Source organism: Acetobacter ghanensis (assembly GCF_001499675.1).
GTDB classification, from domain to species: domain Bacteria; phylum Pseudomonadota; class Alphaproteobacteria; order Acetobacterales; family Acetobacteraceae; genus Acetobacter; species Acetobacter ghanensis.
On sequence record NZ_LN609302.1, the window covers coordinates 938,058 to 962,895 of the forward strand.

Consider the following 24,838-nt stretch of genomic DNA (forward strand, 5'->3'; position numbering starts at 1 on the left):
GCAGCCCTTACCCACCATGAAAGATATGCCTGATATGGATGCGGCGTCTTTGGGGCGCGAGATGCCGGAGGTTCTGCCCCCTTCCGTGCGGCCAGAAGCAGACCATTTGCCGCAAGTGCCGGCATTGCCAAAAAAATGGCACAGCAACGGCCCGCCATGCAGCATGATATGCAGCACAGCAAGGCGGAGGTTCAGTCGAACGCCCTCCCCACGGCTATGGGAAAAACAACAGGGCCAGCACGTGCCAAAGCGGATGTGGCCCCAACAGGTGGGCAAGCTGCTGCGCCTGCCAGCACCGCGGCAGCCGGTCAGAAGGGGAGCTTTCAGCTATCCTGTTCTGTGCCAGAGGCCCATTACCCCGTCTCGGCCCGGCATCTTCACGAGGAGGGCGAGGCCGTGGCTGAAGTCAGCATTAATGAAAAAGGGCAGGTTATTGCTGCCAGACTGGTCAAAAGCACCGGGTATGATGATTTGGATGATCAGGCGTTAGAAACCGTAAAAAATCTGCACTGCACGGCTCCGGCGTCCACGGTGGTAACCGGGCGTATCCCGGTTGGCTTTCATATCCAGTAATTACGCTTGTGTCGGGTGCGGTTTTCCAGTAGGAGACTGTGCAACGCCTCTTGTCCCGTTCGTCTAGAGGCCTAGGACACCGCCCTTTCACGGCGGCAACACGGGTTCGAATCCCGTACGGGACGCCACATAGAGCCTTCAAGCTCTTGTTATCCAGTAACGTGTTGTTGCTGGAGTGCGTGCAGATTTTCTGGAACTCACCGGTACGCTCGTTTTTTTCAACAGTATTGTTGTCTTAAAATAATCCTCACCAAGTTAGGTGGAGTGCCATTCCGTTCGCCACGTAGCGTGTAGAATGGGGTGTGCCGTCAGGTATTAGCCTAAAATCCCATGGATATAGTCACGTCTCATGCAAGCCGGTATATGGCGTTGCGTGGAGGCGGATAAAAGCATTGAGTGTTTTGATTTGAGCATAATGCTGATAAACAGGGTTTAGAGAGTAATAACAGAACTTAAATGAAAGAATAATAAAAATGAGTTCGTTATTTGCATTCATGCTTGTTGCCTTGGCGATTGTGGCAATCATCCTCATGATTACCTGCCTGCGGCTTAATCCGTTTATTGTTCTGATGATGGTTTCAATCATAACCGCGTTAGGTGCGGGTATGTCCGCCGAGCAGGCCGTAGGTGCGTTTGAAGCCGGAGCGGGCCATGTTCTGGGGCATGTGGGTATTGTGATTGCTCTGGGCACAATGCTCGGAAAAATGCTGACGGAATCCGGTGGTGCAGATCAGATTGCCCTTACTGTTTCTGCTTGGACCGGGCGCAGATACGCAGACTGGGCCATGATGGTGATTGGCCTGCTGGTAGGATTGCCCGTTTTTTTTGAAATCGGGTTTGTGCTCCTGATTCCCATAGCTTTTGTGCTGGCTGCGCGCACCAATACACCGCTGTTGCGTATTGCTTTACCCATGTGTGCTGCACTTTCGGTCACACATGCGCTCATTCCCCCACATCCGGCAGCTTTGCTGGCCGTGGATGCATATCAGGCCAATATCGGAAAATGTATTCTCCTTGGTTTGCTGGTTGGGGTGCCTGTAAGTATTGTGGCTGGGCCTGTTTTTGGTCGTTTTGCCGCCCGCCATGTGCAACTGACTGAGGACAATCCGCTTGCTGCGCAGTTTGTTAGCAAGGAGCCGCCTGCCCATCTGCCGGGGTTTGGGGTTACAGTTCTGACAATCCTTTTGCCTGTCCTGCTCATGTTGGGGGGCTCCATGGCAGATAGCATGACCCTTGCAGGCAGTGGGTTGAACACTTTTCTGCATTGTGTGGGAAACACGGATATTGCCCTTATTCTGGCAACACTGCTGTCTTTTTACACACTAGGGTTGGCGCGGGGTTTTACGCGTGAGACGGTTTTGCAGTTTTCGACTGAATGTCTGGGGCCTACCGCACTGATCATGCTGCTGGTCGGGGCCGGAGGCGGGTTTAGCCATGTTTTGGTGCAAAGTGGAGTATCCCACGCCATTACGAATATGGCGTTGGGGGTGCATATGCCGCTTTTGCTGCTGGCATGGTTGCTGGCGGCGGTTGTGCGGGTTGCCTGTGGGTCTGCTACGGTCTCCATGGCTACGTCGTCAGGTATTGTGGGGCCTATTTTACTGCACGCTCATAACGTTTCGCCCGAACTGATGGTCATTGCGACCGGTGCTGGGTCGGTTGCGTTTGGGCCTATGAGTGATGCTGGGTTCTGGCAGATAAAAGAATATTTGGGCCTTACCGTCCCGCAGGCACTGAAGACATGGTCAGTTGTAGAGACGCTTATTGCGGTTTTGGGGCTGGTTTTGTGCTTATGCCTGTCTCTTGTCATATAACGTGGGCAGGTGCGCTTTTGTAAGCTGGGCCACCTGCACCGAGTGTTGTTGTTTTTTAAAAGAAACCGAGCTTTTTTTCGCTGTAGCTGACCAGCATGTTTTTGGTCTGCTGGTAATGTTCCAGAACCATTTTGTGTGTTTCGCGCCCGATGCCTGATTTTTTGTAGCCACCAAACGCCGCATGGGCTGGGTAAACGTGGTAACAGTTAATCCATACCCGCCCGGCTTCCAGGCCGCGGCCCATGCGGTAGCAGGTGTTGGCATTGCGTGACCACACACCGGAGCCAAGGCCAAAGGGGGTATCGTTGGCAATGGCGAGGGCTTCTACCTCTGTTTTAAAGGTCGTGACCGCCAGCACAGGCCCAAAAATTTCTTCCTGAAAAATGCGCATCTGGTTATTGCCGTGGAAAACCGTGGGTTGGACGTAGCACCCGTTGTTGAGTTCCGTACCAAGGTCTGGCTTGCCACCGCCGGTAAGCAACTGCGCCCCTTCGCTTTTGCCAATAGCAATGTAATCCAGAATTTTCTGTTGCTGCATGGTGGAGTTCTGCGCCCCCATCATGGTGTTGGGGTCTAGTGGGTTGCCTTGGCGAATGGCTTTGATGCGTGGCAACGCACGTTCAATAAAGCGGTCATAAATGGCTTCATGCACCAGTGCACGGCTGGGGCAGGAGCAGATTTGCCCTTGATTGAGGGCAAACATGGCAAAGCCTTCCAGAGCTTTGTCCAGATAATCATCATCCTGATCCATCACATCGGCAAAAAAGATATTGGGAGATTTCCCTCCCAGTTCCAGTGTGGCCGGAATCAGGTTTTCGGCTGCGGCATGGGCGATCATTTTGCCGGTTGGCGTGGACCCGGTGAAGGCAATTTTGGCAATGCGTGGACTTGTGGAAAGAGCCGCTCCCACGTCCCGTCCCAGACCGTTAACAATGTTGAGCACGCCTGCGGGAAAAAGATCACCAATCAGTTCCATAAGCACAAGTATGCTGGCTGGCGTAGTTTCTGCGGGTTTCATGACCACGCAATTCCCTGCGGCCAGTGCTGGGGCCAGCTTCCATGCGCCCATGAGAATGGGGAAGTTCCATGGAATAATCTGTCCCACTACGCCTAAGGGTTCATGAAAATGGTAGGCAATGGTTGTGTCCGTTATCTCGCTCAGCGTGCCTTCCTGCGCACGGAGACAGCCTGCAAAATAGCGGAAATGGTCAACGGCAAGTGGAATGTCAGCGGTTATCGTTTCGCGGATTGGTTTGCCGTTATCCCATGTTTCCGCGCGGGCCAGCAGGTTCAGGTTCGCTTCCATGCGGTCAGCGGCCTTAAGGAGCAGGCCCGCCCGTTCGGCGGCGGGTGTGCGCGCCCATGATGGAAAAGCAGCGTGGGCCGCATCCAGCGCACACTCTATATCTTCAGCGCTGGATTGGGGAACTTCGCAAAGAATACGCCCGTCTATGGGAGAGGCATTTTGCATGTAAATGCCTTTGACGGGCGCTTTCCACTTTCCGCCAATATAATTTTCATAACGGGTTTTATAAGGAGGGGCCTGATTGACGCTCATAAGATGCTCCAGCACTTGGTAAAAAGAACCAACTCAGAACCGGTTGATGTTGAGAGCGGAGCTGGGTTTGATTCTTACAAACAGCAGGCGGAAAGTTGGACCGGAAACAGGACGGGTCTGGTCCCGTAAACGATATACGCAGATATATAGTCAAAAGTGCCCATGCAAGGGATATCGCATCACGTGCGCGTGAGGATGGGACTGGCTTTGAGGATATGGAATGATTGTCACGGAAAGGGGCTTGTATTACGGAATGTTATAGGTCTGCTTTGGTAGAGCAGCAGGGATGGCGAGGATGATGGCGCATGGTTGGTAGCAAAGAGGGCTCCTATGGCGGAGCAGGGGATACCACGGTTGTGCCAGTTATCCTTTCTGGCGGTGCGGGCAGCCGGTTATGGCCTGTCTCCCGCGGGAGTTTTCCCAAGCAGTTCTGGTCTTTGCTTACCAATTTTACGCTTTTGCAGGATACGGCTTTACGGGGGCAGTCCAGAGGGCTGACAAATCCGGTTGTTGTATGCAATGGCGAACATCGGTTTATTATTGCGGAACAGCTCCGCGATGTTGGCATACAGGATGCCCGGATTATTCTGGAGCCCGAAGGGCGTAATTCAGCGCCAGCTATTGCCGCCGCCGCGTTTGTTGTGGCCGAACAAAACCCCGATGCCGTGTTGTGGGTGATGGCTGCGGATGCGGCCATAGAAGATGAACCCAAACTGCATGTGGCGTTGGACCATGCCGTTATGGCCGCCAAAGCAGGCTATGTGGTTACATTCGGTATGACTCCTACAAGGCCGGAAACGGGTTACGGTTATATTGAGCAGGGCCATCCTATTCCTGATCTGCCGGGGGTGTACAAAGTCAGCCGGTTTGTGGAAAAGCCGGATAAAGACAAGGCGGAAGCATTTCTGGCGCAGGGTGGTTATTTGTGGAATTCGGGCATGTTTGTTGTGCGTGCACAAACATTTTTGTCCGAAATAGAACGTTATGAACCCGCTCTGTATGCCACTGTCCGCGAGGCTGTTGAAAAACGTAAGACAGATATGGATTTTCAACGCCTTGACCCCGAGAGTTTCTGTAAATCTCCTGATATTTCGGTCGATTATGCTGTAGCGGAGCGGACGGACATGGCCGCAGTTGTGCCGGGTAGTTTTGGCTGGTCGGATGTAGGAAGCTGGGACACTCTGTGGGATCTGGGGCAAAAGGACGCACAAGGGAATGTGACGCACGGACATGTTGTGCTGGAGGATGTCAGCCAGTCCTATGTCCGCACAGATGGTATGCTGGCTGCTGTGCTGGGGGTGGATGGTCTGGTCGTTGTGGCAACGCAGGATGCAGTTCTGGTTGCTAGCAAGGATCGGGCGCAGGATGTGAAAACACTTGTGCAGAGACTAAAAAAAGACAAAGCCTCACAGGCGGATACGCATCGTATGACCTACCGTCCTTGGGGGCATTACGAGGCGCTGACGGAAGGCCACCGTTTTCAGGTCAAGAAAATTGTCGTCAGGCCCGGTCAGAAACTCTCTTTACAAAAACACTATCATCGTGCCGAACATTGGGTGGTGGTCGAAGGTACCGCGCTTGTGACCCGTGGTGACGAGCAGGTTATTGTGCGGGAGAATGAGAGCATCTATCTACCTTTGGGGACCATGCACAGGTTGGAAAATCCTGGCCGTATTCCCGTAACTTTGATTGAGGTGCAGTCAGGGCCGTACCTTGGTGAAGATGATATTGTTCGGTTTGAAGATATTTATAGCCGGACGGTTTGAAGTATTGGAATGATTGGGGAAAAGAAAATGCAGAGTATTTCTTTTGTTCCCCATGCAGCGGGGCGTGTTACTGCTGTTTTGGCACAATTGAAGGATTATCTGGGGGAAAAAGTTTCCACCAATCAGTCTGTGTGTGAGGCACACAGTCATGGTGAAGCGTTGGAACTGGCACGTTTGCCCGCCGGTGTTGTATTTGCTGAAACAACGGAAGATGTTTCAACCGTTCTCGCACTCTGCCACGCTGCGTATGTTCCTGTCGTGGCGTTTGGAGCGGGGACTTCGGTCGAGGGGCATGTTACGCCGCCCGAACACGCAGTGAGCCTTGACCTGTCCCGCATGACGGCAGTTTTGCAGGTTAATGCCGCGGATATGGACTGCCGTGTGCAGGCCGGTTTGACCCGGCAGGAACTGAATGTTCGCCTACGGGATACAGGGTTGTTTTTCCCTGTTGATCCGGGTGGTGAGGCGACTTTGGGGGGTATGTGTGCGACCCGTGCATCTGGCACCGCAGCCGTGCATTACGGAACGATAAAGGAAAATGTGCTTGGTTTGACTGTCGTCATGGCAAATGGCGAAGTTATAAAAACAGGTGGACGGGTTCGGAAATCTTCTACCGGATATGATCTGACGTCCCTGTTTATCGGTTCGGAAGGCACGTTGGGCATTATTACGGAAGTCCAGTTGCGCCTGCATGGGATTCCTGAGCAGCTTTCTGCCGCAATCTGTCAGTTTGAAAATCTGGAAGACGCGGTACGCACGGCTGTGGAAATTATTCAGGCTGGTGTGCCAATTGCGCGTGTGGAACTGATGGATGATGTGCAGATGGCCGCCAGTATCCGTTATTCCGGTCTGGATGAACTCCGCCCGATTACGACATTGTTTTTTGAGTTCGCGGGTGGCCCAGCCTCCGTGCGCGAACAGATTGAGGTAACAGAAGCTCTGGCCACGGAGAATAATGGGCTGGGGTTTGCTTGGGCAGACACGCCAGATGAGCGCAACCGGTTATGGAAGGCGCGACATAACGCCTTCTGGGCTGCCAAAGCTCTGTCGCCGGGGGCGCGGGTTATCAGTACTGATTGTATTGTCCCTATTTCCCGTCTGACAGACCTGATTGTGGGCGTTAAGGCCGATATTCAAGTATCTGGTTTGCAAGCTGCTATTCTGGGCCATGTCGGCGACGGCAATTTTCATACCCTCATCATGACGGAAGATAGTGCAGCAGGGCACGCAAAGGCATTGGAGCTTGACCGCAAGATTGTCGCGCGGGCGCTGGCGCTTGATGGGTCATGCAGTGGTGAGCACGGCGTTGGTGTTGGTAAGCTTGAGTTTCTGGAGCAGGAACATGGGGAGCCTGCTTTGGGAGTGATGAGAACATTAAAGATGGCGCTCGACCCTCGTAATATTCTCAACCCCGGTAAACTCCTGCCGGAAGGGTTGGCCTATATCGGCTAGGCAGGTTTGCTGCGGACTGTATTAAGGGGGCAACACCGGGCGTTGTTCATGTGTTGCCCCCTGCATTGAAGACTAGAGATCACCACAAATAAACTTGACAATTAGGTGCTATATTTTATTTAAGCAAAACATATAGTGATTTATTGTTTTGTCTGCGTTCTTATTGCGGGGTTTGTCAGTGATGGTTTCTTCCGTTCTTTCCCGCCGGTTTATACTGGCAGGCGGTGTTGCCTTTGCATACGCTCTGGCTGGTCGTACTGCCCAAGCCGCGTCTCAGGTCGTGCGTGTCGGTATTATGGCAGGGGAGGATGAGGACGTCTGGCCCGTTGTGGCAGCTAACGCGGCCAAGGATGGGCTGGAACTCAGACTGATAACCTTCTCAGATTATAACGCACCGAACGAAGCGTTGGCGGAGCATGAACTGGATGCCAATGCCTTCCAGCATGGCCCTTTTCTGGATGCCCAGAATAAGGCGAAAGGCTACACGATTGTGCCGGTCGGGCATACCTATGTCGCCCCCATTGGCTTGTATTCAACGCGTTGGAAATCTGTTGAAGCGCTGCCGGATAAGGCCGTGATCGGGGTGCCCAATGACCCGACAAACGAGGGGCGGGCCCTGTTGCTGCTGCAAAAGCTGGGGCTTATCAAGCTTGCGGCTGACGCTGGGAATACGCCAACTGCACTGGATATTACCGAAAACCCACGTAATATCAGTATTCGTGAGCTGGATGCCGGTGTAGTCGGGCGCGCGTTAACCGATTTGGATGCAGCGGTTATCAACACCGACTGGGCCAAGAAGGTGGGCGTTGATATTGAAAAAACACGTATTGCGCAGGAAGCGACGGAAAATAATCCGTATACGTGCATTATTGCCGTAAACGAGGCTGATAAGTCGGCTCCTTGGGTTGCCAAACTGGTTAATGCTTACCAGCAGCCCAATGTGCGGCAGGCTCTGGACAAGGCATTCCATGGCGCTGTGTTGCCATCGTGGCCATGAACCTTCTGGAAGTCGAACGTCTTAACCGGTCCTTTGGTGGACAGGCTGCCCTGCACGATATTTCCTTTACCGTGGGTAAGGGGAGCAGGTTGGGTATTATCGGGCGTTCAGGGGCTGGTAAATCCACCCTTTTGCGTTGCCTTAGCGGTTTGGACCGCCCCCAGTCTGGCAGAATTCTGCTGGAAGGGGAGGATATGGCGAGCCTGCCGGAAGCCAGACTTGTGCTACTGCGGCGCAGGATCGGGCTGGTTTTTCAGCACTTCAATCTGCTGACATCCCGCACAGTTGCGGCCAATGTGGCTTTGCCGCTGGAAATTGCCCGTATGCCCAAAGAGCAGCGGCATAAGCGTGTGGCCGAACTGCTGGATCTGGTCGGGTTGGCGGACCATGCCAATAAATACCCGTCCATGCTTTCTGGCGGACAAAAGCAGCGTATCGGTATTGCTCGTGCTTTGGCGGCACATCCGGCCCTGTTGTTGTGTGATGAGGCGACCTCGGCGCTAGACCCGGAAACAACAGAGGCCATTCTTGCGCTTCTGGCCGACATTAATCGTGTGCTTGGCCTGACCATTGTTTTTATTACGCACGAAATGGACGTTGTACGTCGCTTGGCGCAACAGGTTCTGGTATTGGAAAAAGGCCGGATTGTTGGCCGTGGCACACCGTCCGATATTCTGGATGCCAACCAGTTGGAATCCATTCTGCCCACTAACCTGAGCCAAACCCCATTGGATGGTAGCCATGCCATAGTGCGGCTGACGGTTACTGCACAAGCCATGTTTACGCCATTGCTGCAAACGCTGGAGCAGCAGTGTCAGGCCAAGTTTTCCCTGCTGCACACGTTGCCCGCAACCGAAGGGGAAGGGCTGCTGGATGTGGTTGTGCAGACTGATGGCCTTTCTGTTTCCACCATGAATGCTCTTCAGGCTCATGCCTGTGCGGCCGAGGTAATTGGTTATGTCCCGGCTTATTCTTAATCTGCTCTGGCAAGCCACAGCCCAAACTTTGGAAATGGTTCTGGCCTCAGGACTGCTGGCTGTTGCAGGTGGTCTGCCTTTGGCTGTGCTGCTTGTGCTGACTGCGCCAACGGGGCTTTATCCCTTGCCGCTTCTTTCCCGCACATTAGGTGCGATTGTGGATGCTGTGCGGGCGGTACCATTTATTATTCTGCTCGTCCTATTGATTCCTTTTACACGGATGGTTGTTGGCACGGCTCTGGGTACAACGGCAGCCATTGTTCCCCTGTCCATTGCGGCTATTCCGTATTTTGCCCGTATTGCTGAAGTTTCCCTGCGGGAAGTGGATGCAGGGCTGGTGGATGCCGTACGGGCCATGGGAGGAACACGGTGGATGGTCGTGCGCTATGTCTTGTTGCCAGAGAGCCTACCGGGGTTGATTTCCGGCTTTACAGTCACGTTGGTGACCCTTGTGGGAGCATCGGCTATGGCGGGCGCTATTGGTGCCGGTGGGCTGGGTGATCTGGCAATCCGTTATGGGTACCAGCGGTTTAATACCACTGTCATGCTGGGAGTTGTGGCGGTTCTGGTTGTTCTGGTCATGCTGTTGCAGGGGGCGGGTAATTTGCTGGCGCAGTATTTACGGCACACGCAGCCTGCTGGCAGGAATTGAACAACCTGTGTTGGTTTTTGGGATCAAGGTTTTGTTGAACGGGGTGGCTCCAATTTCGAGTCACTCCTTTATTTTTTGACGCTCATCAATTCTACGATCAAAATTTAAATGTCCTGTAATTTTTTTCTGAGATGTTTTCCGAGAGTGGGAAAATACGATAAGAAGCATTCTCATTCTCTATTTTTCGTTTGTATATCAATGCATTAATAAAGTTTTCTTGGTAGATTTTTATAGTTTTTGAGAGAGTTGTAATCGGCAGAAAGCAGAAGATTTTTTTGAGTATTAGAGAATTAATAAATTAACGATGTGTAATTTCTTGCACATATTCAAGCATGTGTTATCACTATGGCATGAGCTTATAAACGCATAGGCTATCCGCTTTTCTCATAAGTTATGATTTGAGACAGAGCGGGCTGGATACTCTGTATATTTAAAATGTGGTGCGAATTTTCTTTGGTAAATATTCTGCCGCAGTGAGGTAAAGTGGAGGAGTTGGAATGGGTCAGTTAGACACTCTTGTCTCACCGGGTCTTGAACTTGGCCAGAGGATCAAAATTCTTCGGAAAACCGCAGGTCTGACGCAGCAGCAGGTTGCGGACGCGCTTGGCGTATCGCGCCCCGCCATAGCATTTTGGGAAACCGGGCGCGAGGGAAGTGCTCGTAAACACATTCCTAAACTGGCAGCCTTGTTCCATGTGGACCCAGAAGTGTTTCTGACGGGGTATGTGCAGGAAGATATAGACCTGATTGTCTCACCCGATGAACGGGATGTGGTCTCACTATACAGAATGCTTGACCCGTCGCGCAAAGTTTCAGCTCAGAAGTGGCTGGAACGGCAGGCCAAAACCGTACAGCTGGAAAACTGATCTGAGTTTATGTCCGACTGGAAGCAGAAATATTTGCTTCCAGTGGAAAGAGACTGTTCGCCGGGGTCACACGGCAGAAACAATATGGCTGGGTGGGAATATGAGTTCCCACCCAGCTAAGCGATTAGAACTCCATAGAAAGAGTAAAATGGTAGATACGCGGTAGGCCTGCATACAGGCTGGATGCTGATGCACCATTGGTATTCGCACCCGGGCCAGCATATACGGATGCCCAATAACGTTCGTTTGTAGCGTTGCTTACCCCGAAGCGTGCGACCCAAGGGAAGTTTGCAACGTGGAATGCGTAGCGCGCACCTAAATCAAGCGTTGTGTAGGACCCGGTAAAGATGTTGTTCTGAATATTGGCGGCGCGGCTTCCAACGTAATGGACATTGGCATTAAAGGCTGCGCGTGACGCAATAGGGCCCAGAGAAGCGGGTAGACGATAATCAAGCAGCAGATTGGCCTGAATGGGAGCTACACCAACAGCTTCCTTATTCCCCAGTGGGCTGTTGACGACCTGTGAGTCAATCCATGTTACGCCAGCCAGAGCAGACAGGTTAGGAAGAATTTCTCCAGATAGCTGGGCTTCCACACCATAATTCCGCTGCGTTCCGGCATAAGTGTATGTGTACAGGTTGGCTCCTGCCGATGTTTTTCCTGTTATCAGGTAGTAAGCATAGGGGGAGGTGATGCGGAAACCATCCACATTAAACGAAAACTTTTTGTAGCGAAGTTTGTAACCAACTTCATATTCTTCAGAACGCGAAGCATCAAGTAATTGCGTGCTATTGGTGACAGAACTGTTGGATGCAGCGCCCTGACCAGGCTGAATGGCCCGACCGTACGTAAAGTAAAAACTCTGATTGTCCGTTGGTTTGTACATTAGGCTAACCGTAGGACTAAACGCGGCATCATAGGATTTTGGTTTGGGATTATTCTTACTGGTCAACGGGTTGAGGTAGTTATGCTGGCTGATCCAACTCCAGGCGAGCGTACCCATGATGGACCAGTGTTTGTTGATCCGCATAGTATCGCCAAGAATCATGGATTGGGTAAAAATCTCGGCAGATTTATAGTGTCCAGAGTAATATGGCTGTTTGCCAGAAAAAGAACAGTCAGAATATATATTACAGCCACTGGCACTGGAGGCAGATGTAACTGAGCTTCCTTTTGTCGGGTTGTAGTTGCCCATCATGTAACCGTTGGTACCAATGACCAAGTCATGCTGAAGGGGGCCCGTATGAACACGGCCGTTAATGTAAGCCATATTACTACCAACGCGGAAGTCATTTGCCGACGTGGCGGCGTTGACGGCCTGTGTGATGCTGCCAGTATTGTTTGTTAAAGTATCAGTCGCACTAAATGCCTGTCGCATGGCGTCCTGATAGAGGCCGCCGAGAGTAAAGCTCCAGTCATTATTGATCTGATGTTTGATCTTCGCCAGAAACGTATTGGTTTCCATGTTGAAACCAGCCCAGTCCGGTCCGAGCCGGGTTTTGCCCAGATCGGGGGCTTCAGGCAACTGCGTGACGCCAGAACCCATGTTGAAGCCGGGGGCCATTCCGCGTTCAACGTATGTGTAATGGCTGGCGTCCAGTTCGATAACCGTCTTGTCATCCAGGTGAATGTCAAAATCGGCGCTAACCATTTCACGCCGGATCCAGCTACCTTGCGTATAGGCTGTGCCATTGGCGTGCAGCATGTTCAGGCGGTAGCCAAACCAGCCATTTTTGCCGACGCGGCCGGAAATATCGCCATTAACTGTGGGGGTGCCGATGGAATCCACCCCGACGGAAAGGCGTTCCGTCCGTCGGTCGGTGGGGCGTTTGAGTGTGTATTCAAACACACCAGCCGGGTTTTGCGGCCCATACATGGCCCCAGCCAGACCGTTGAGCACCTGCAGGTTGTCCACCCACTCCGCCGGATAAGGTGTGGTGGAAACCACATTCAACCCATCAAGGCGAGAGTTGGCGACCACATCAGCTTCAAACCCGCGGGACTGCGGGCGGGATGTGTTGGGGTCGCCTCGGATTTCGAGCTGCACGGACGGCAAATATTCCGCCATGTCGTTAATGTTGCGGATTTGCTGGTTGACTACCACGTCATGCGGTACACCCATAACAGAATAAGGCGTATCCAGAGTATCCCGGTTTCCCAAGGGGCCGAGGTACACGATCTTGTTCATATATTTGGCGCCAGTTCCGTCAGCCGCATGGTGGCCATGAACGTTGACTGTTTCGCCATTGGAACCATCCAGTATCCCTGCAATTGGGGTGGTGGTCTGTGGTGCAGGTGTTTTTGCAGCGCTGGCTTTAACGGCGGCTTTTTTGCCGGAGGCCGCCTGTTGCGAGGAAGCAACGGGGGGAGCGGCCAAAGCCGATGTCGTTAGCAGGAGTGCGCCAAATGCTCCGGTGGCGAAAAGAGTATGAAAACGATCGTGCATGGATCTGGCTGGTCCGGAATATGAAAAAGAACAAGGGGTGCGCTTCTTCTGCCGGGGCCAGATGGTGTTTGTCTATATATCAGCGCACACAAACCTATATATGAGTGAATATAACCACAGAGTGATGCAAGAATAACACACCTGCTCTGATTACGTGGAAAATTCTATAAAAACAGAGGGTTGTGTGTTCAATAGCCTGTAGAGCGCAAGGCAAGGGCTGCTGCTGTGGCAACATCCCTGCGCAGGGAAACCACATTCCCTTGTCCCTTGGGGTGTACCCGGTTGGTCAGAATAATAACAAAGCTGCGGCTGGTTGGGTCCAGCCAGATAGAGGTGCCGGTAAAGCCCGTATGCCCAAAAGAGGTGGCGGGAAAATAAGCACCACGGGCTGTGGAATAATGTGTTGCGATATCCCATCCCAACCCGCGTAGGTCTGTTTTTCCCGCAGGTTGTTGAGGTGTGGACATAAGGTAAAGGGTTTCTGCCCGCAGGGGAAAAGGCGAGGGTAGTCCAGCTAGTTTGTTAAGGAGTGCCTGAGCGTAAAAAACAGTATCCTGAGCGCAGGAAAACAGCCCGGCATGACCCGCTACGCCACCCATGCGTCGTGTTGTGGGGTCATGCACAACGCCACGGAGCAACGTGCCATTTTCATCATACTGGGTTGGGGCAATGTCGGGTTTTTGTTTTGCAGTCGGTAGAAAAAAGAATTGTTGAGATCAAGAGGTTTAAGAATATGCGCGGTTGCATAGTGCGCAAGGGATTGGCCGGAAAGCTGTTCGACAATGAGCCCCAGCGTTATAAAATTAATGTCGCTATAAACAAAACGTTCACCGGGTGGGGTTTGTGGCTGGCTGTTCATGACCATCTGCACAGCAGTCTGTTTGCCTTGCCATGCAAAGCTCAGGTCCAGATCTGGGGCCAATCCAGAATAATGTGTTAACAACTGGCGAATGGTAATGTTCTGTTTGCCGTTGGCGGCAAAGGCAGGCAGATAATGGCAGGCAGGTTTATCGAGCGTGATAAGGCCACGCTCATAAAATTGCATGATTGCAGGGGCGGTTATCAGAACTTTGGTCAAGGATGCCATGTCAAAAATGGTGTCCCATGTCATGGCTTCTACTGTGGGCGTTAGGGCGCGATGCCCAAAAACGCCTTTCCACACCATCTGCCCTTCATGTCCGATGGCCGCGACCGCTCCGGGCATTTTGCCATCCTGTATGGCTTTGCGAAAAATTGCCTCTACAGGAGAAAATGGATCGTTTGGCATGGGCTGGGCATGGGCTGACCAAAGTGGTCCTGCCACACAGGTAGCGCCGAAGAGCCCCATATGCAGGAGGGTACGGCGGGATAAACCGGGAACTGCGTGCAAATGTGCCACGTTAGGCCTGTCATGGTTGGGAGGAAGGAATGGCGACATATCGAAAGGTTATGTTGAACCGCGTCAGACCTGTTAATGGGTGCGGTTGGGGAGCAAGGCCTTTAATACCATGATAATGCAAGCGGGCCGGACCACCCCAAACCAGTACATCTCCATGTTCAAGGGCAAGAACCCGCACCCTGTCGTTCCGTTTTTTGCCGCCCCACATAAAAAGACCAGTTCGCCCGAGTGAGAGCGAGACAATGGGCTGCATGATGTCCTGCTCATCCTTGTCCTGATGTAATCCCATGAGGGAGCCGGTCTGGTAACGGTTGATCAGGCAGGCATTAGGGATAAACTTGTCATAACCAGCGGCTTGCGCGGCTTTTTGCGCCAAGTGGCTTAACACCGTTGGTATGGGTGGCCATGGGTGGTGGCTGAGCGGGTCTTGTGTCGTATATGTGTAGCCTTGTGGGGAACTGACCCACCCCCAGTTGCCACAACAGGTCATGGCGGCAGACATGGTGCCTCCACCCGGTGTGCGCATGTGGCGGAAGGGAGCCTGCTGTTCAACCTGAGCCAGCACGCAGAGAAGCTCCTTCTCCTGCTCTGCCGCAAACTGCCGTAAAAGGATGGCTCCGGGCTCCAGTTGCTCACGCTCGGGGCGTGTGTCTGGCAACAGCAGATCCATTTGTTGGGTTGGTATGGGGGAGCGTGTCATAGCGGCTCCTGATGAAAACTGTTTGCGACCTGGTACACTCTTTGGCACAGGATGTAAGAGTGCTATCAGCATTGCCAAACACCGCTTCAGCTTGCAAGGACTCAGAAAGCAACAATGCCCTCGTCTGTACAGGATATTATGCTTATTGGCGGTATTCCGGCTCTTATCAGCTTTCAGGTTCCACGTGCGCTTTTTCGTGGGGTTTTTGTAGGGCTGAATGCAGAGGTGGACTTTTTTGCCAGCACGGTTGCAGGGCTGGAACCGCAGGGGCAGGCGGCACTGAGGTCATTTTTCACGCTGTGTCAGAATAACAGGCGCTCTCCACTGCGGTTGAGCGAGGATGGCCAGAAAAACTACCTGTTGGAAGAAATTTATGAGCAGATGGTCGAGCCAGCTCGGCGTTGCGGCATAGACTTGTACGATGTTGTGCGCGAACAGGTTCAGAGCTTTCAGCCCGGTGGTGGGGATGCTGCCCCGGCTATTCTGCTTAGTCTGTAGGTCTGTTTACGGCTGATCTTACAAAAAAAGGGATGGCCCGGTAAGGACCATCCCTTTTTGTTGTATCTGAAGGCTGCGGTTTTCAGGCTGGGTTTTCCACCCCATCCTGTTTGGTGGCGTTAGCTGGTTTTTTGGCCGGGTAGCAGGCCGAAACCACGATCACAATGACAAGGTTGACGCCCAGCGCCAGCAGGCCAGTGGAGACATTGCCAGAGACCAGCCCCAGATTAACCGGATGAATAGGTTTGAGCCCATCCATCCAACACAGGCTGACTCCGAACACGGTTCCAACCAGCCAGCCTGCCAGCATGGCTATGGTTGAAAAGCGTACCTTCAGCAGGCCCAGAATGAGGGCGGGGAAGGTTTGCAGAATGAACACGCCGCCAAGAAGCTGGAAGTCAATGGCGAACTGGGCATTCAGGAACAGTACGCAGACCAACGCACCTAGTTTGACCACCAGCGATGTCAGGCGGCTGGTGCGGACAGGGTCTTTTTGCGGAGGCAGAAGGTTGCTGGTGACAAGGTTGGCAGCCCCAATGGCCATAACAGCAGCAGGCACCAGTGCACCGACCGCAATGGCAGCCAGACAGAACCCCGCAAACCATGCGGGAAAGACCTTCTGGAACAACATTGGCACAACCATGGAGTTGTTGGTTGTGACAATGCCCGCGGCGTGCGCCATAAAGCCAAGCATGGCAATCAGCCCTAGTACAATGGTGTAAATGGGCAGGAACACGGCATTCTGCCGAATGGTATCGGCCGAGCGGGATGCCAAGATCCCTGTAAGGGTATGCGGGTACAAAAAGGCTGCCAGAGCGGAAGAAAGCGCAAGCGTAGCGTAAGGGAGCCCCTGACCGGGTTTGAGAACGGCCTGCGCATGGTCAACCGAGGCAAACAGAGCGCCATAACCGCCAGTGTGCAGGGGAATGACCGTAACTGCCACAAGCACGGCGATATAGATCATAATGTCCTTGATAAAGGCGGTCAGGGCGGGGGCATGTAAGCCGCCAAGCCATGTGTAAGCGGCCAGTGACAGAAATGCGATGATGAGGGGCAGATCCCCCGGTAAGCCAAGCGCCTGAATAACGGTGCGGATACCAATTAACTGGAGCGCAATGTAAGGCATGACGGCAACAAGGCCGGTCAGCGCTACCACAACTTCCAGTGCGCGGCTGTCAAACCGGGCGCGAACAATATCGGCCGCGGTAGCGTGTCCCCCCTCCCGTGCGATCTTCCACAGCTTGGGCATGACAAGAAAAATGAACGGATAAACAATAATGGTGTAGGGCAGGGCAAAAAAACCATAAGCCCCTGCTGCGTAAACCAGCGCAGGTACGGCAATAACGGTATAAGCCGTATAAAAATCCCCACCGACCAAGAACCACGTGACCCACGGCCCAAAGCCACGGTTGCCCAAAGACCATTCCTCGTGGGAAGTGCCTCCGGTTTTTTTGCTGAATAATCCCCGTATCCATTGGATGGAAGACCCGATCACAATGGTTGCGGCAAAGAAGAGGATAAAGACGCCAAGCGCCCATGGATTGATGGCGTTCATGCGTGGTCGCCCTTCTTCCATACGACCCAGATGAGGACGGATGTTACCGGAACCCAGGCGAACTGGTACCAGTAAAAGAAGGGAAATCCGAGCAGAACCGGGTCATGCCGGTCATACAGCGGAGTCCAGAGCAGACCCAAAAAGGGCAGCAGAAGGAGGAGATTGAGATATTTCATTTCAGAAAACCGGCTTATTTTGTTATTTTTGTTCGCAACCGGCTGAACATGCCGATGGAAACCGGCTTGTGTCAATTATGCCTGAAGCGTTTTCAGGCGAGTATAATCTGAATTGTGTTTTTTGCGCATCAGGTATGCCCCTGTTATAACGCGATCGTTAAGAACAGGGGCGGGCGGGGTTAGCGCGTTGTGTTAATTTTGTGATCCTGCAGAACCTTGTTCAGCGTATCGCCATACTGGCGGTAGCTGCCTTCAGGCACACAGCCAAGCTCTTCCAGCTCTTCCAGATCAGCACCGTGGTTGATCCACTGGTTGGCCTCGCGCGAGTCCAGCGTTGCTGGGATTGTCCGTGCTTCATAGACCACGGGCTGTTCCGAATCTTCCGCCGCCCCAAAGGACATGAAGCTTTCTTCTGCTGGAGCTTTATTTTCGCTCAGGCTGACCTGCCCGCAAACGACCTGCTTTTTGTCGCTGTTGGTATGTACAGCAAGGTTGCGGAACTTGGGGTGCGCAGTGGAAAAACGTTCCGTGAGTGTTTTAAGGGTGGCCTTGACGAAAGGGGAAGCCTTTTGGGCGCTGTTATCAAGCACTGTCTGGGCTGCTGCTGTGTGGTGGAAGGTGGCAGCATCCAAACCGGGTAACAGGATGCAAAGCGCGAAAAAACGTTTCATCAAGAAGGTCTTTCCTGTCAGTCTGAATTCAGGTGGGGGAGGAAAATCCGTGCGTGGGCACGGTCTGGAACCAACGCCGCCATGGTGTAATGCCCATGCAGGTCAGCCGTCCTCCGGTCTGGGGTGACGGTACACCCGTTGTGGTGGGGAGGGAAAGAGGTAACCCGGCCAGACTGCGGATAGCCAGAAAACCAAAGCACTCGGCTTCCAGCGCATCCCCATTCCAACCGAGGTGTTCGGCAGGATATACAGCGCCGGGGAGGGCTTTGGTCAGGGCGTCCATCAGGGTCGGGTTATGCCTGCCACCCCCGCAGACAAACCACTCCAGAGGTGTTTCAGGTAGCGGGGTGCGGGCTATGGCCTGCACCGTAAAGGCAACCAGTGTGGCGGCCCCATCTGCAGCACTTAGACCGGCCAGATGGGCCAGAGCATTATGAAAACTGAGCCGGTCGAGCGATTTGGGTGCGGGCTGTTGGAAAAATGGGTGCGCCAGCAAGTGTTCCAGAACTTGCGCGTTGACCGTGCCTAGAGCAGCCAGTTGGCCGTCCGTATCACACGGAGTGCCAGTATGCTGGCTGGCCCAATCATCCAGCAGGGCGTTACCCGGTCCTGTGTCGCACGCTATAATCTGACCATGGCGGGTTATAAGGCTCAGGTTGGCAACGCCACCAAGGTTCAGCACGGCAACAGGGGCTGGGCGGTTGTGAAGCAGGGCCGCGTGGTAGAGCGGCACCAGAGGGGCCCCTTCGCCCCCGGCAGCAACATCTGCACTTCTGAAATCATGCACAACAGGCAGGTTGGTCTGATGGGAGAGATAGGCGGCATCCCCGATCTGCCAAGTACGGCCTGGCTGGTGCAGAATGGTCTGTCCATGAAAGCCAATAACATCCACCGGCATATGCGGCGCCATTTGGCGAAGTTGCTGTACGGCCTGAACATGCACCTGCGTAAGCGCATGTTCGACAGCTTTGAGGTCCGCATTATCTGGTTGAAGGCCCGGGGCGTTGTCCAGAAGCTCGCGCAGGCGTCGGCGCAATTCCGCAGGATAAGGGAGCGTGAGAGCCGGGCCGTGGGCCGTAATGGTCGTGCCATTCGTGCGGATGATGGCGGCATCCACGCCATCAAGCGATGTGCCGCTCATCAGGCCGAGCGCGTTCAGACTGTTCTCGGGGTGGGGGGCGGACATGGGCGGCTTTAGGGGGCTGTCGTTTCCAGCCCGGGTTGCACCTGCCCGGTGGCTACATTCCACAGCATAATGCGCCCCGGTCCGTGTCCTGCAATCTGGATGGCCAGTAGGTCATCATGTACGCGGGTCATGGTCTGCACATGCTCGTCCGGGCCGAGTGCAAGGTGGGCGGTGCGGGCATCCGTTAGGGGAACGGTGGAGGCAATGGCCGGGTGCGCGGGTGCATTCATACGGTGAATGACCACCCCCACGAGCACAACCACACCGACGATGATCAGAACCCCCATGCCGATGACCGCAGCCATAAGAGCTTTGGGTGTTTTGTAGTCCTGCTCTTCCATTCAGATGCCTGCTGCTTTGTTCATATGGTCCCGCATGGTCTGGATAACGCAGGGTAATCCATCAAAAATGGCCTGACCGATAAGGAAGTGCCCAATATTCAGTTCCCGTATTTCGGGAATAGCAGCTACAGGGCCAACGTTTTCGTAAGTCAGGCCATGACCGGCATGAACCTCCAGCCCTAACGCCGCTGCCTGTTGGGCGGCACGTTGCAGACGTTCGATTTCGCCTGCCCGACCATGGGCATATGCGCCGGTATGCAGTTCCACAACCTGTGCGCCAGTCGCTGCGGCCGCCGCAAGCTGGGTGGGGTCGGGGTCAATGAACAGAGAAACACGAATGCCGCAGGCCTTAAGGGCATGGACTTTGGGCGTAAGGGTCGGGGACTGGCCAGCAACATCCAGTCCGCCTTCGGTTGTCAGTTCCTCGCGTCGTTCGGGCACGAGGCAGCAGGCATGGGGGCGTAGGGCGCAAGCCAGTGCGACCATCTCATCCGTTGCGGCCATTTCCATATTCAGAGGGGCATCAACATCCGTGCGCAGGCGTTCAAGGTCGGCGTCCCGGATGTGGCGGCGGTCTTCGCGCAGGTGTGCGGTAATGCCATCAGCGCCTGCCTGAACAGCCAGAAGGGCAGCCGCTACGGGGTCAGGGTGCTGGCCTCCGCGGGCATTACGGACTGTGGCAACATGGTCAATGTTGACGCCAAGCCTTATGGCCGGTCTCATGCATTTTTCCTTCTGTTCTCGGCCAGTGCGGCTGCCATTCGTATAGCGGCCTCCAGACTGCGTGGGTCTGCCTTGTTCTGGCCTGCTATGTCAAATGCCGTCCCGTGGTCTGGCGATGTGCGGATAATGGGCAGGCCGAGTGTGACATTCACACCTTCAGCCATATCCAGTGTTTTGAGCGGGATAAGCCCCTGATCGTGGTACATGCACAAGGCAACGTCGTATTTGGCCCGTGCATCTGGTGTAAACATTGTGTCGGGCGGCAGCGGACCGCTGACGTTGTAGCCTTCCTGACGGAGGGTGTGCAGAGCAGGCAGAATAATCTCCTGTTCCTCGCGCCCCATCAGGCCGTGTTCTCCCGCGTGGGGGTTCAGTCCTGCAAAAGCCATGCGGGGGTTGGAGAGTCCAAAGTCCCGCTGCATACCGGCAGCAACCGTGCGGGCCGTGCGGATAATCAGATCCGAGGAAAGCTGGGAAATAGCCTCCCGCAGGGCAACGTGCACGGTAATGGGCACAACCTTGAGGGACGGTCCGGCCAGAAGCATGATCTCGTTCCCCGGCGTCTGGCAGAGTTCAGCCAGATAACCTGTATGGCCGGGGTGATGGAAACCCGCCCCCTGCACAACCTCCTTGCTGATCGGGTTGGTAATCATGGCGGATGCCTCACCACTCAGGGTCAGTTCAACTGCCAGACGTATGCTTTCCAACACACTGGCAGCATTCCGGCGGTCAGGCTCGCCGGGTGCTGGCGGCGTTGCCAGATGCAGGGGAATGACCGGAAGGGCATGGCTAAAAATATCAGCACCGGCGGACAGGTAGCGGACTGTCTGCACTGGCACGCGCCGCTCTAGGAGGGAGGGGTCACCAACATACACAAATGCGGGGCCGTTCTGGCGGAGCTTCTGCCAGACTGCGGCGGTAATTTCCGGTGCAATACTGGCCGGATCCCCCTGTGTCAGAACCAGCATACTTGTTGCTCCCTAATCCGTCCTGTTGTGCTGTTTGCTCGCATACAGGAGCAGAAAAACGCAGAAAAGGGGCGGCGTAAAGAGGATTAAAAGAGAAAGCGCGGCAGGGCGTTGCCGGGCAGGGTGCACGTTTAAGGCAACACGTTAGTGCAAGAGCATGTTAAGGTAGCATAGGCTGCCTTGCGGCGGGTTTGTCTGCATTCTTGTTCTTTGCGTAGGATAGGGCTACCACACCATCATGATCAGGCTCATAATTGTTGTTCCATTCCTGCTTGCACTTGTTGTGTTCAGTGCCAGTAATCAGGACCCGCAGGATATGTGGATGCTCACATATAGCTGGAAGTGTTCGCTTGGCGTGCTGGCCCTGAGCGTGGGGGCTCTCTCGTTTTTGCTAGGGGCTTTCTGCCTGTGGGTTGTCGAGTTCAGGCAGGGCCGCAGGGCGCGTAAAGCCGAGCAGCAGGTCAGGGATCTGGACGCGCAGTTGGCGCAGGTGAGGGCCATGTTGGCCAATAGAGCCCCCCCTGTAGTGCCCGCGCCTGATGCGCAGCCTGTTACGCCGCAGCCTTCCCCCGCAGAGAGCGAAGAACATACCAATGTCTAATACAAACCGGCGCACCGGCTTAATTGTTTCCCTAGATACGCAGGACCCTGCTCAGGCCCGTCAGTGGGTCAGGGATGTGGCGCCCGTGTCTGGCATTATCAAGCTGGGGCTTGAATTTACCTATGCCGCCGGTTTTCAGGCCGTGGCAGATGTTGCCGCTGGTTCTCCTCTTTTTCTGGATCTGAAGCTGCATGATATTCCCAACACGGTGGGTGCAGCAGTCAGGTCCTTGTCCCATCTGCGCCCTCGGATGCTCACACTCCATGCTTCAGGTGGGCGTGTCATGATGGAAGCCGCCCGCGCTGCGTGTGATGAGGCCTTCCCAGAAGGTCAGCGTCCTCTGTTGCTGGGTGTGACTGTGCTGACCAGTCTGGATGATCAGGGTTTGGCGGAAACTGGCATTATGGATGGCGCACGTGCACAGGTGCGCCGTCTGGCAAAGCTGGCAGTGCAGTCCGGTATGGACGGGCTGGTATGCTCGGCGCATGAGCTGGATGTGTTGCGTAATGACTTGGGGAGTGATCCGGTTATCGTAACGCCGGGTATTCGTCCGGCAGGTGCCGCAAAAGGTGATCAGAAACGGGTTATGACCCCTGCTCAGGCGCGTGATGCAGGGGCAGATTGGATAGTGGTCGGGCGCCCCATTACGCAGGCGGCCGACGCGGCCGCCGCCGCCGCTGCCATCATGGCGGAACTGGAAAGCTGAGTATGCCAGAGCAGTCTCGCACGGGTGTTAAAATCTGCGGCCTTACAGAGGAAGTGGGGTTTGATGCCTGTGTGGAGCATGGAGCGGACTGGATAGGCTTTGTTTTTTTTGAGCGCTCACCCCGCTTTGTAACGCCAGAGCTGGCGGCTTGTCTGGCACGCCGTGAACGGGGGCAGGCCAAAACAGTTGGGCTGTTTGTGCACCCACAGGACGATGATATTGCCAAGGTGCTGGACCATGCACCGCTTGATGTGCTGCAAATCTACGCGTCCGATGAGCGTGCTCAGCAGATCTCCGAAGTTTTTGGTTTGCCTGTGTGGCTATCTTATCCCGTTGCAGGACGGGAGGAGCTACCACCGACATGTCCGGTCCAACGGATGCTGATAGAGCCGCGTCCCCCCAAGGATGCAACGAGGCCGGGTGGCAATGCCCAAAAGCTGGACTGGTCTTTGCTGGCGGGCTGGCAGCCATCGTTTCCGTGGATGCTGGCAGGGGGGCTAACGGTCGATAACGTGGGGGAGGCTGTCCGTGTGACAGGCGCGCCTGCTGTAGATGTTTCTTCCGGGGTGGAGAGTGCGCAGGGCATTAAAGACCCATCTCTGATTGCCCGCTTTGTGCGCCATGCGCGGAGTAACTGACAGGCTTTGAGGAAAAAAGTACAAAAGAGGCCTCTTTCCCTCTTGCCTGTTCTGATAATCTTGCTATTACCTTCCTCGCGCTGGAGAGATGGCCGAGCGGCTTAAGGCGCACGCTTGGAAAGCGTGTGTACGTTAATAGCGTACCGAGGGTTCGAATCCCTCTCTCTCCGCCAGACTCAATTCCCATAAAAATTTATATGTTCCCACAAACCTTGGTTCTCCAAGGTTTTTCGCGTTTGTTCACGCGCCCTTATTCTCGTTCCTTAATGGGTGCGATGCTCGTAGGTGCCAGAAGCAAAACAGCGGAGGCCACGGAGAAAGCCCATAAGGCTTGGTGGTGCAGTGCAGAGTTGCAAGTTGTGAATGTTTCTCATTGTCTATGATCTGCGGTAAAAAACTATCCGCGATTCTTTATGAATTTAGGCGAAAGCGGACTTTCTCCGTAGTAATAGTAAAGGATATTTCCCAAAGTAGTATCACAAATAATAATTTAATATATCATATTAAATATTGCGAAGAAAATGGAATAAAATAAATGCTTTTAATAGATAGTGAAAAAACTATTATTTTTCACACCCCAAAATGTGGAGGAAAAGCGCTTCGCGAAGCTTTTTCGTCTATTGTTGCAGATGGTGTTTTTTGGGACTGGAGGTGGTTACACGCCACAGGGGAATGGGTGGATCAGGCACATGTGCCCTTACACATGCTGCGTCAAACAAAAATCTGGGACGAAATCCGAGATTATACACTTATATCCGTTGTCCGAGACCCATGGCCCCGTTTTGTAAGCTCATTAAAAGAGCATATGAAACAACACAGAAAACGAGATGCCTTACAAGTTCTGGATGAGCTGGATGAGGTGCGGATCGCTCATGATCCGCGCTATATTCACTTCATTCCGCAGAACCGGTTTACTCATCTTGGAAACAAAAGATGCGTTGATTTTATAGTTCGGGCGGAGTCTTTGGCGGAAGACTTAAGGGCTGTTGGTATAATATGTGGCATGAAGAAAGAGTTTTTCCGCGCGGTTGATAATCTACCGAGTATGCCCATTTCCCCAATAAAGAATGAGGCTGTAGATGTAGAACAGAAGATGCAATCCCTTCTCATGAGGTTCTATCGACGGGATTACGCACTTTTTGGCTACACACCGCCAGCCTTTGTGGAGGAAATTCTCCCTGGCTTCAATGCGCTTCTTGTAGACCCAATATGTAATACTGAATGGAATAGCTACGAAACTGTAGCGCCCGCTTACGAACGATTTGTTCGTCAAATTAACAAAGACTTCCTGATTTCCAAGTTGAGGGAAGAAATAAATGAATTAAAAAAGAATAACCTCTCCTAAATTTATGAGACGCCTCTAGGAGCCCCCAACGTAACGTTCGAACGTATGAGGTGGTGACATGCGTCAGCTTCCTACTGCTCTATTGGACGCATCCTTTGGTTGGTTACCCACCATGTTGATCGATGTGGGGTGTGCGGCATGAAGGTGGAGGTGGTGCCTACACCTGTAGCCCAATGATTTTGGGCGTGAGGGCATTTCATCATCTAACCAATAGGCACCGGTCTGCTCACGGTTAAAAAAAGCTCTTTAGT

The 24,838-nt window shown here is 53.7% G+C and carries 23 protein-coding genes, 2 tRNA genes and 1 pseudogene; 15 read left to right on the plus strand and 11 right to left on the minus strand.

Translation table 11 applies throughout. The annotated features are described in order from the left end of the window. The first annotated feature begins 135 nt into the window (after positions 1 to 135). The 3 genes from AGA_RS04595 (at position 136) to AGA_RS04605 (ending at position 2,387) form a co-directional block, all read left to right on the plus strand. Positions 136 to 573: an energy transducer TonB gene (locus tag AGA_RS04595; RefSeq protein ID WP_083503544.1), complete on the plus strand. Its 438-nt coding sequence runs from the start codon at positions 136 to 138 to the stop codon at positions 571 to 573. 52 nt (positions 574 to 625) lie between these two features. Next, positions 626 to 701, plus strand: a tRNA-Glu gene (locus tag AGA_RS04600). A 345-nt stretch (positions 702 to 1,046) separates the two neighbouring features. After that, positions 1,047 to 2,387: a GntT/GntP/DsdX family permease gene (locus tag AGA_RS04605; protein ID WP_059023229.1), complete on the plus strand. Its 1,341-nt coding sequence runs from the start codon at positions 1,047 to 1,049 to the stop codon at positions 2,385 to 2,387. 55 nt (positions 2,388 to 2,442) lie between these two features. Here AGA_RS04605 and AGA_RS04610 read toward each other — a convergent pair whose 3' ends face one another. Next, positions 2,443 to 3,945 carry an aldehyde dehydrogenase family protein gene (locus AGA_RS04610; RefSeq protein ID WP_059023230.1) on the minus strand — a complete coding sequence of 501 codons (1,503 nt, stop codon included), beginning with the start codon at positions 3,943 to 3,945 and terminating at the stop codon, positions 2,443 to 2,445. Between the two features lie 305 nt (positions 3,946 to 4,250). On the opposite strand from AGA_RS04610, the gene AGA_RS04615 reads away from it, so the two are divergent. The 6 genes from AGA_RS04615 to AGA_RS04640 all read left to right on the plus strand — a co-directional run bounded on the left by AGA_RS04615 (position 4,251) and on the right by AGA_RS04640 (position 10,655). Next, positions 4,251 to 5,711, plus strand: a complete 1,461-nt coding sequence (locus AGA_RS04615; protein WP_059023231.1) for a mannose-1-phosphate guanylyltransferase/mannose-6-phosphate isomerase — start codon at positions 4,251 to 4,253, stop codon at positions 5,709 to 5,711. Positions 5,712 to 5,738: 27 nt separating this feature from the next. Further along, complete coding sequence (locus tag AGA_RS04620; protein ID WP_059024647.1) at positions 5,739 to 7,163, plus strand: FAD-binding oxidoreductase; 1,425 nt, start codon at positions 5,739 to 5,741, stop codon at positions 7,161 to 7,163. Between the two features lie 181 nt (positions 7,164 to 7,344). Next, complete coding sequence (locus AGA_RS04625; protein ID WP_059023232.1) at positions 7,345 to 8,160, plus strand: MetQ/NlpA family ABC transporter substrate-binding protein; 816 nt, start codon at positions 7,345 to 7,347, stop codon at positions 8,158 to 8,160. Continuing rightward, entirely contained in the window at positions 8,157 to 9,137 is a 981-nt protein-coding gene (locus tag AGA_RS04630; protein ID WP_059023233.1) for a methionine ABC transporter ATP-binding protein, read from the plus strand. Before AGA_RS04625 ends, AGA_RS04630 begins: the two co-directional genes overlap by 4 nt. After that, on the plus strand, positions 9,118 to 9,789 hold the full coding sequence (locus AGA_RS04635) for a methionine ABC transporter permease (RefSeq protein WP_059023234.1): 672 nt from the start codon (positions 9,118 to 9,120) through the stop codon (positions 9,787 to 9,789). Before AGA_RS04630 ends, AGA_RS04635 begins: the two co-directional genes overlap by 20 nt. A gap of 497 nt (positions 9,790 to 10,286) precedes the next feature. Then, positions 10,287 to 10,655 carry a helix-turn-helix domain-containing protein gene (locus tag AGA_RS04640; protein WP_059023235.1) on the plus strand — a complete coding sequence of 123 codons (369 nt, stop codon included), beginning with the start codon at positions 10,287 to 10,289 and terminating at the stop codon, positions 10,653 to 10,655. A 124-nt stretch (positions 10,656 to 10,779) separates the two neighbouring features. Here the strand turns inward: AGA_RS04640 and AGA_RS04645 are convergent, their stop codons facing one another. The 3 genes and pseudogenes from AGA_RS04645 to alkB form a co-directional block, all read right to left on the minus strand. Beyond that, positions 10,780 to 13,101 (minus strand): TonB-dependent siderophore receptor, encoded by a 2,322-nt coding sequence (locus AGA_RS04645; protein WP_059023236.1) that lies wholly within the window; start codon positions 13,099 to 13,101, stop codon positions 10,780 to 10,782. Positions 13,102 to 13,289: 188 nt separating this feature from the next. Then, positions 13,290 to 14,368, minus strand: a pseudogene (locus tag AGA_RS04650) (serine hydrolase domain-containing protein). 121 nt (positions 14,369 to 14,489) lie between these two features. Next, a complete protein-coding gene (gene alkB, locus AGA_RS04655; protein WP_231946013.1) occupies positions 14,490 to 15,179 on the minus strand; it encodes a DNA oxidative demethylase AlkB in 690 nt (229 codons plus the stop codon). Between the two features lie 114 nt (positions 15,180 to 15,293). Here alkB and AGA_RS04660 point away from each other — a divergent pair, with 114 nt between their 5' ends. Beyond that, the gene (locus AGA_RS04660) at positions 15,294 to 15,677 is read left to right on the plus strand and encodes a hypothetical protein (protein WP_059023237.1); all 384 of its coding nucleotides are present in this window, start codon (positions 15,294 to 15,296) and stop codon (positions 15,675 to 15,677) included. Positions 15,678 to 15,759: 82 nt separating this feature from the next. Here AGA_RS04660 and AGA_RS04665 read toward each other — a convergent pair whose 3' ends face one another. From AGA_RS04665 to pdxA, 7 genes are all read right to left on the minus strand, one after another. Next, on the minus strand, positions 15,760 to 17,232 hold the full coding sequence (locus AGA_RS04665) for a sodium:solute symporter family protein (protein WP_059023238.1): 1,473 nt from the start codon (positions 17,230 to 17,232) through the stop codon (positions 15,760 to 15,762). Continuing rightward, entirely contained in the window at positions 17,229 to 17,426 is a 198-nt protein-coding gene (locus AGA_RS13410) for a DUF3311 domain-containing protein (protein ID WP_430740819.1), read from the minus strand. The genes AGA_RS04665 and AGA_RS13410 overlap by 4 nt, the downstream gene beginning before the upstream one ends. Positions 17,427 to 17,587: 161 nt before the next feature. After that, the gene (locus AGA_RS04675) at positions 17,588 to 18,079 is read right to left on the minus strand and encodes a hypothetical protein (protein ID WP_059023240.1); all 492 of its coding nucleotides are present in this window, start codon (positions 18,077 to 18,079) and stop codon (positions 17,588 to 17,590) included. Between the two features lie 28 nt (positions 18,080 to 18,107). Further along, positions 18,108 to 19,265, minus strand: a complete 1,158-nt coding sequence (locus tag AGA_RS04680) for an anhydro-N-acetylmuramic acid kinase (protein ID WP_083503546.1) — start codon at positions 19,263 to 19,265, stop codon at positions 18,108 to 18,110. A gap of 8 nt (positions 19,266 to 19,273) precedes the next feature. Further along, positions 19,274 to 19,606, minus strand: a complete 333-nt coding sequence (locus AGA_RS04685; RefSeq protein ID WP_059023241.1) for a hypothetical protein — start codon at positions 19,604 to 19,606, stop codon at positions 19,274 to 19,276. After that, positions 19,607 to 20,329 carry a pyridoxine 5'-phosphate synthase gene (locus tag AGA_RS04690; protein WP_059023242.1) on the minus strand — a complete coding sequence of 241 codons (723 nt, stop codon included), beginning with the start codon at positions 20,327 to 20,329 and terminating at the stop codon, positions 19,607 to 19,609. It lies immediately after the preceding gene. Continuing rightward, complete coding sequence (gene pdxA / locus AGA_RS04695) at positions 20,326 to 21,297, minus strand: 4-hydroxythreonine-4-phosphate dehydrogenase PdxA (protein WP_059023243.1); 972 nt, start codon at positions 21,295 to 21,297, stop codon at positions 20,326 to 20,328. Before pdxA ends, AGA_RS04690 begins: the two co-directional genes overlap by 4 nt. Positions 21,298 to 21,535: 238 nt before the next feature. Between pdxA and AGA_RS04700 the strand changes: the two genes are divergently transcribed. From AGA_RS04700 to AGA_RS04720, 5 genes are all read left to right on the plus strand, one after another. Further along, positions 21,536 to 21,898: a LapA family protein gene (locus AGA_RS04700; protein WP_059023244.1), complete on the plus strand. Its 363-nt coding sequence runs from the start codon at positions 21,536 to 21,538 to the stop codon at positions 21,896 to 21,898. Beyond that, positions 21,891 to 22,604: an orotidine-5'-phosphate decarboxylase gene (gene pyrF, locus AGA_RS04705; protein WP_059023245.1), complete on the plus strand. Its 714-nt coding sequence runs from the start codon at positions 21,891 to 21,893 to the stop codon at positions 22,602 to 22,604. The genes AGA_RS04700 and pyrF overlap by 8 nt, the downstream gene beginning before the upstream one ends. A 2-nt stretch (positions 22,605 to 22,606) precedes the next feature. Then, positions 22,607 to 23,242 carry a phosphoribosylanthranilate isomerase gene (locus tag AGA_RS04710; protein WP_059023246.1) on the plus strand — a complete coding sequence of 212 codons (636 nt, stop codon included), beginning with the start codon at positions 22,607 to 22,609 and terminating at the stop codon, positions 23,240 to 23,242. Between the two features lie 82 nt (positions 23,243 to 23,324). Continuing rightward, positions 23,325 to 23,415, plus strand: a tRNA-Ser gene (locus AGA_RS04715). A 362-nt stretch (positions 23,416 to 23,777) separates the two neighbouring features. Next, entirely contained in the window at positions 23,778 to 24,587 is an 810-nt protein-coding gene (locus AGA_RS04720; protein WP_059023247.1) for a sulfotransferase family 2 domain-containing protein, read from the plus strand. The last annotated feature ends 251 nt before the right edge of the window (positions 24,588 to 24,838 follow it).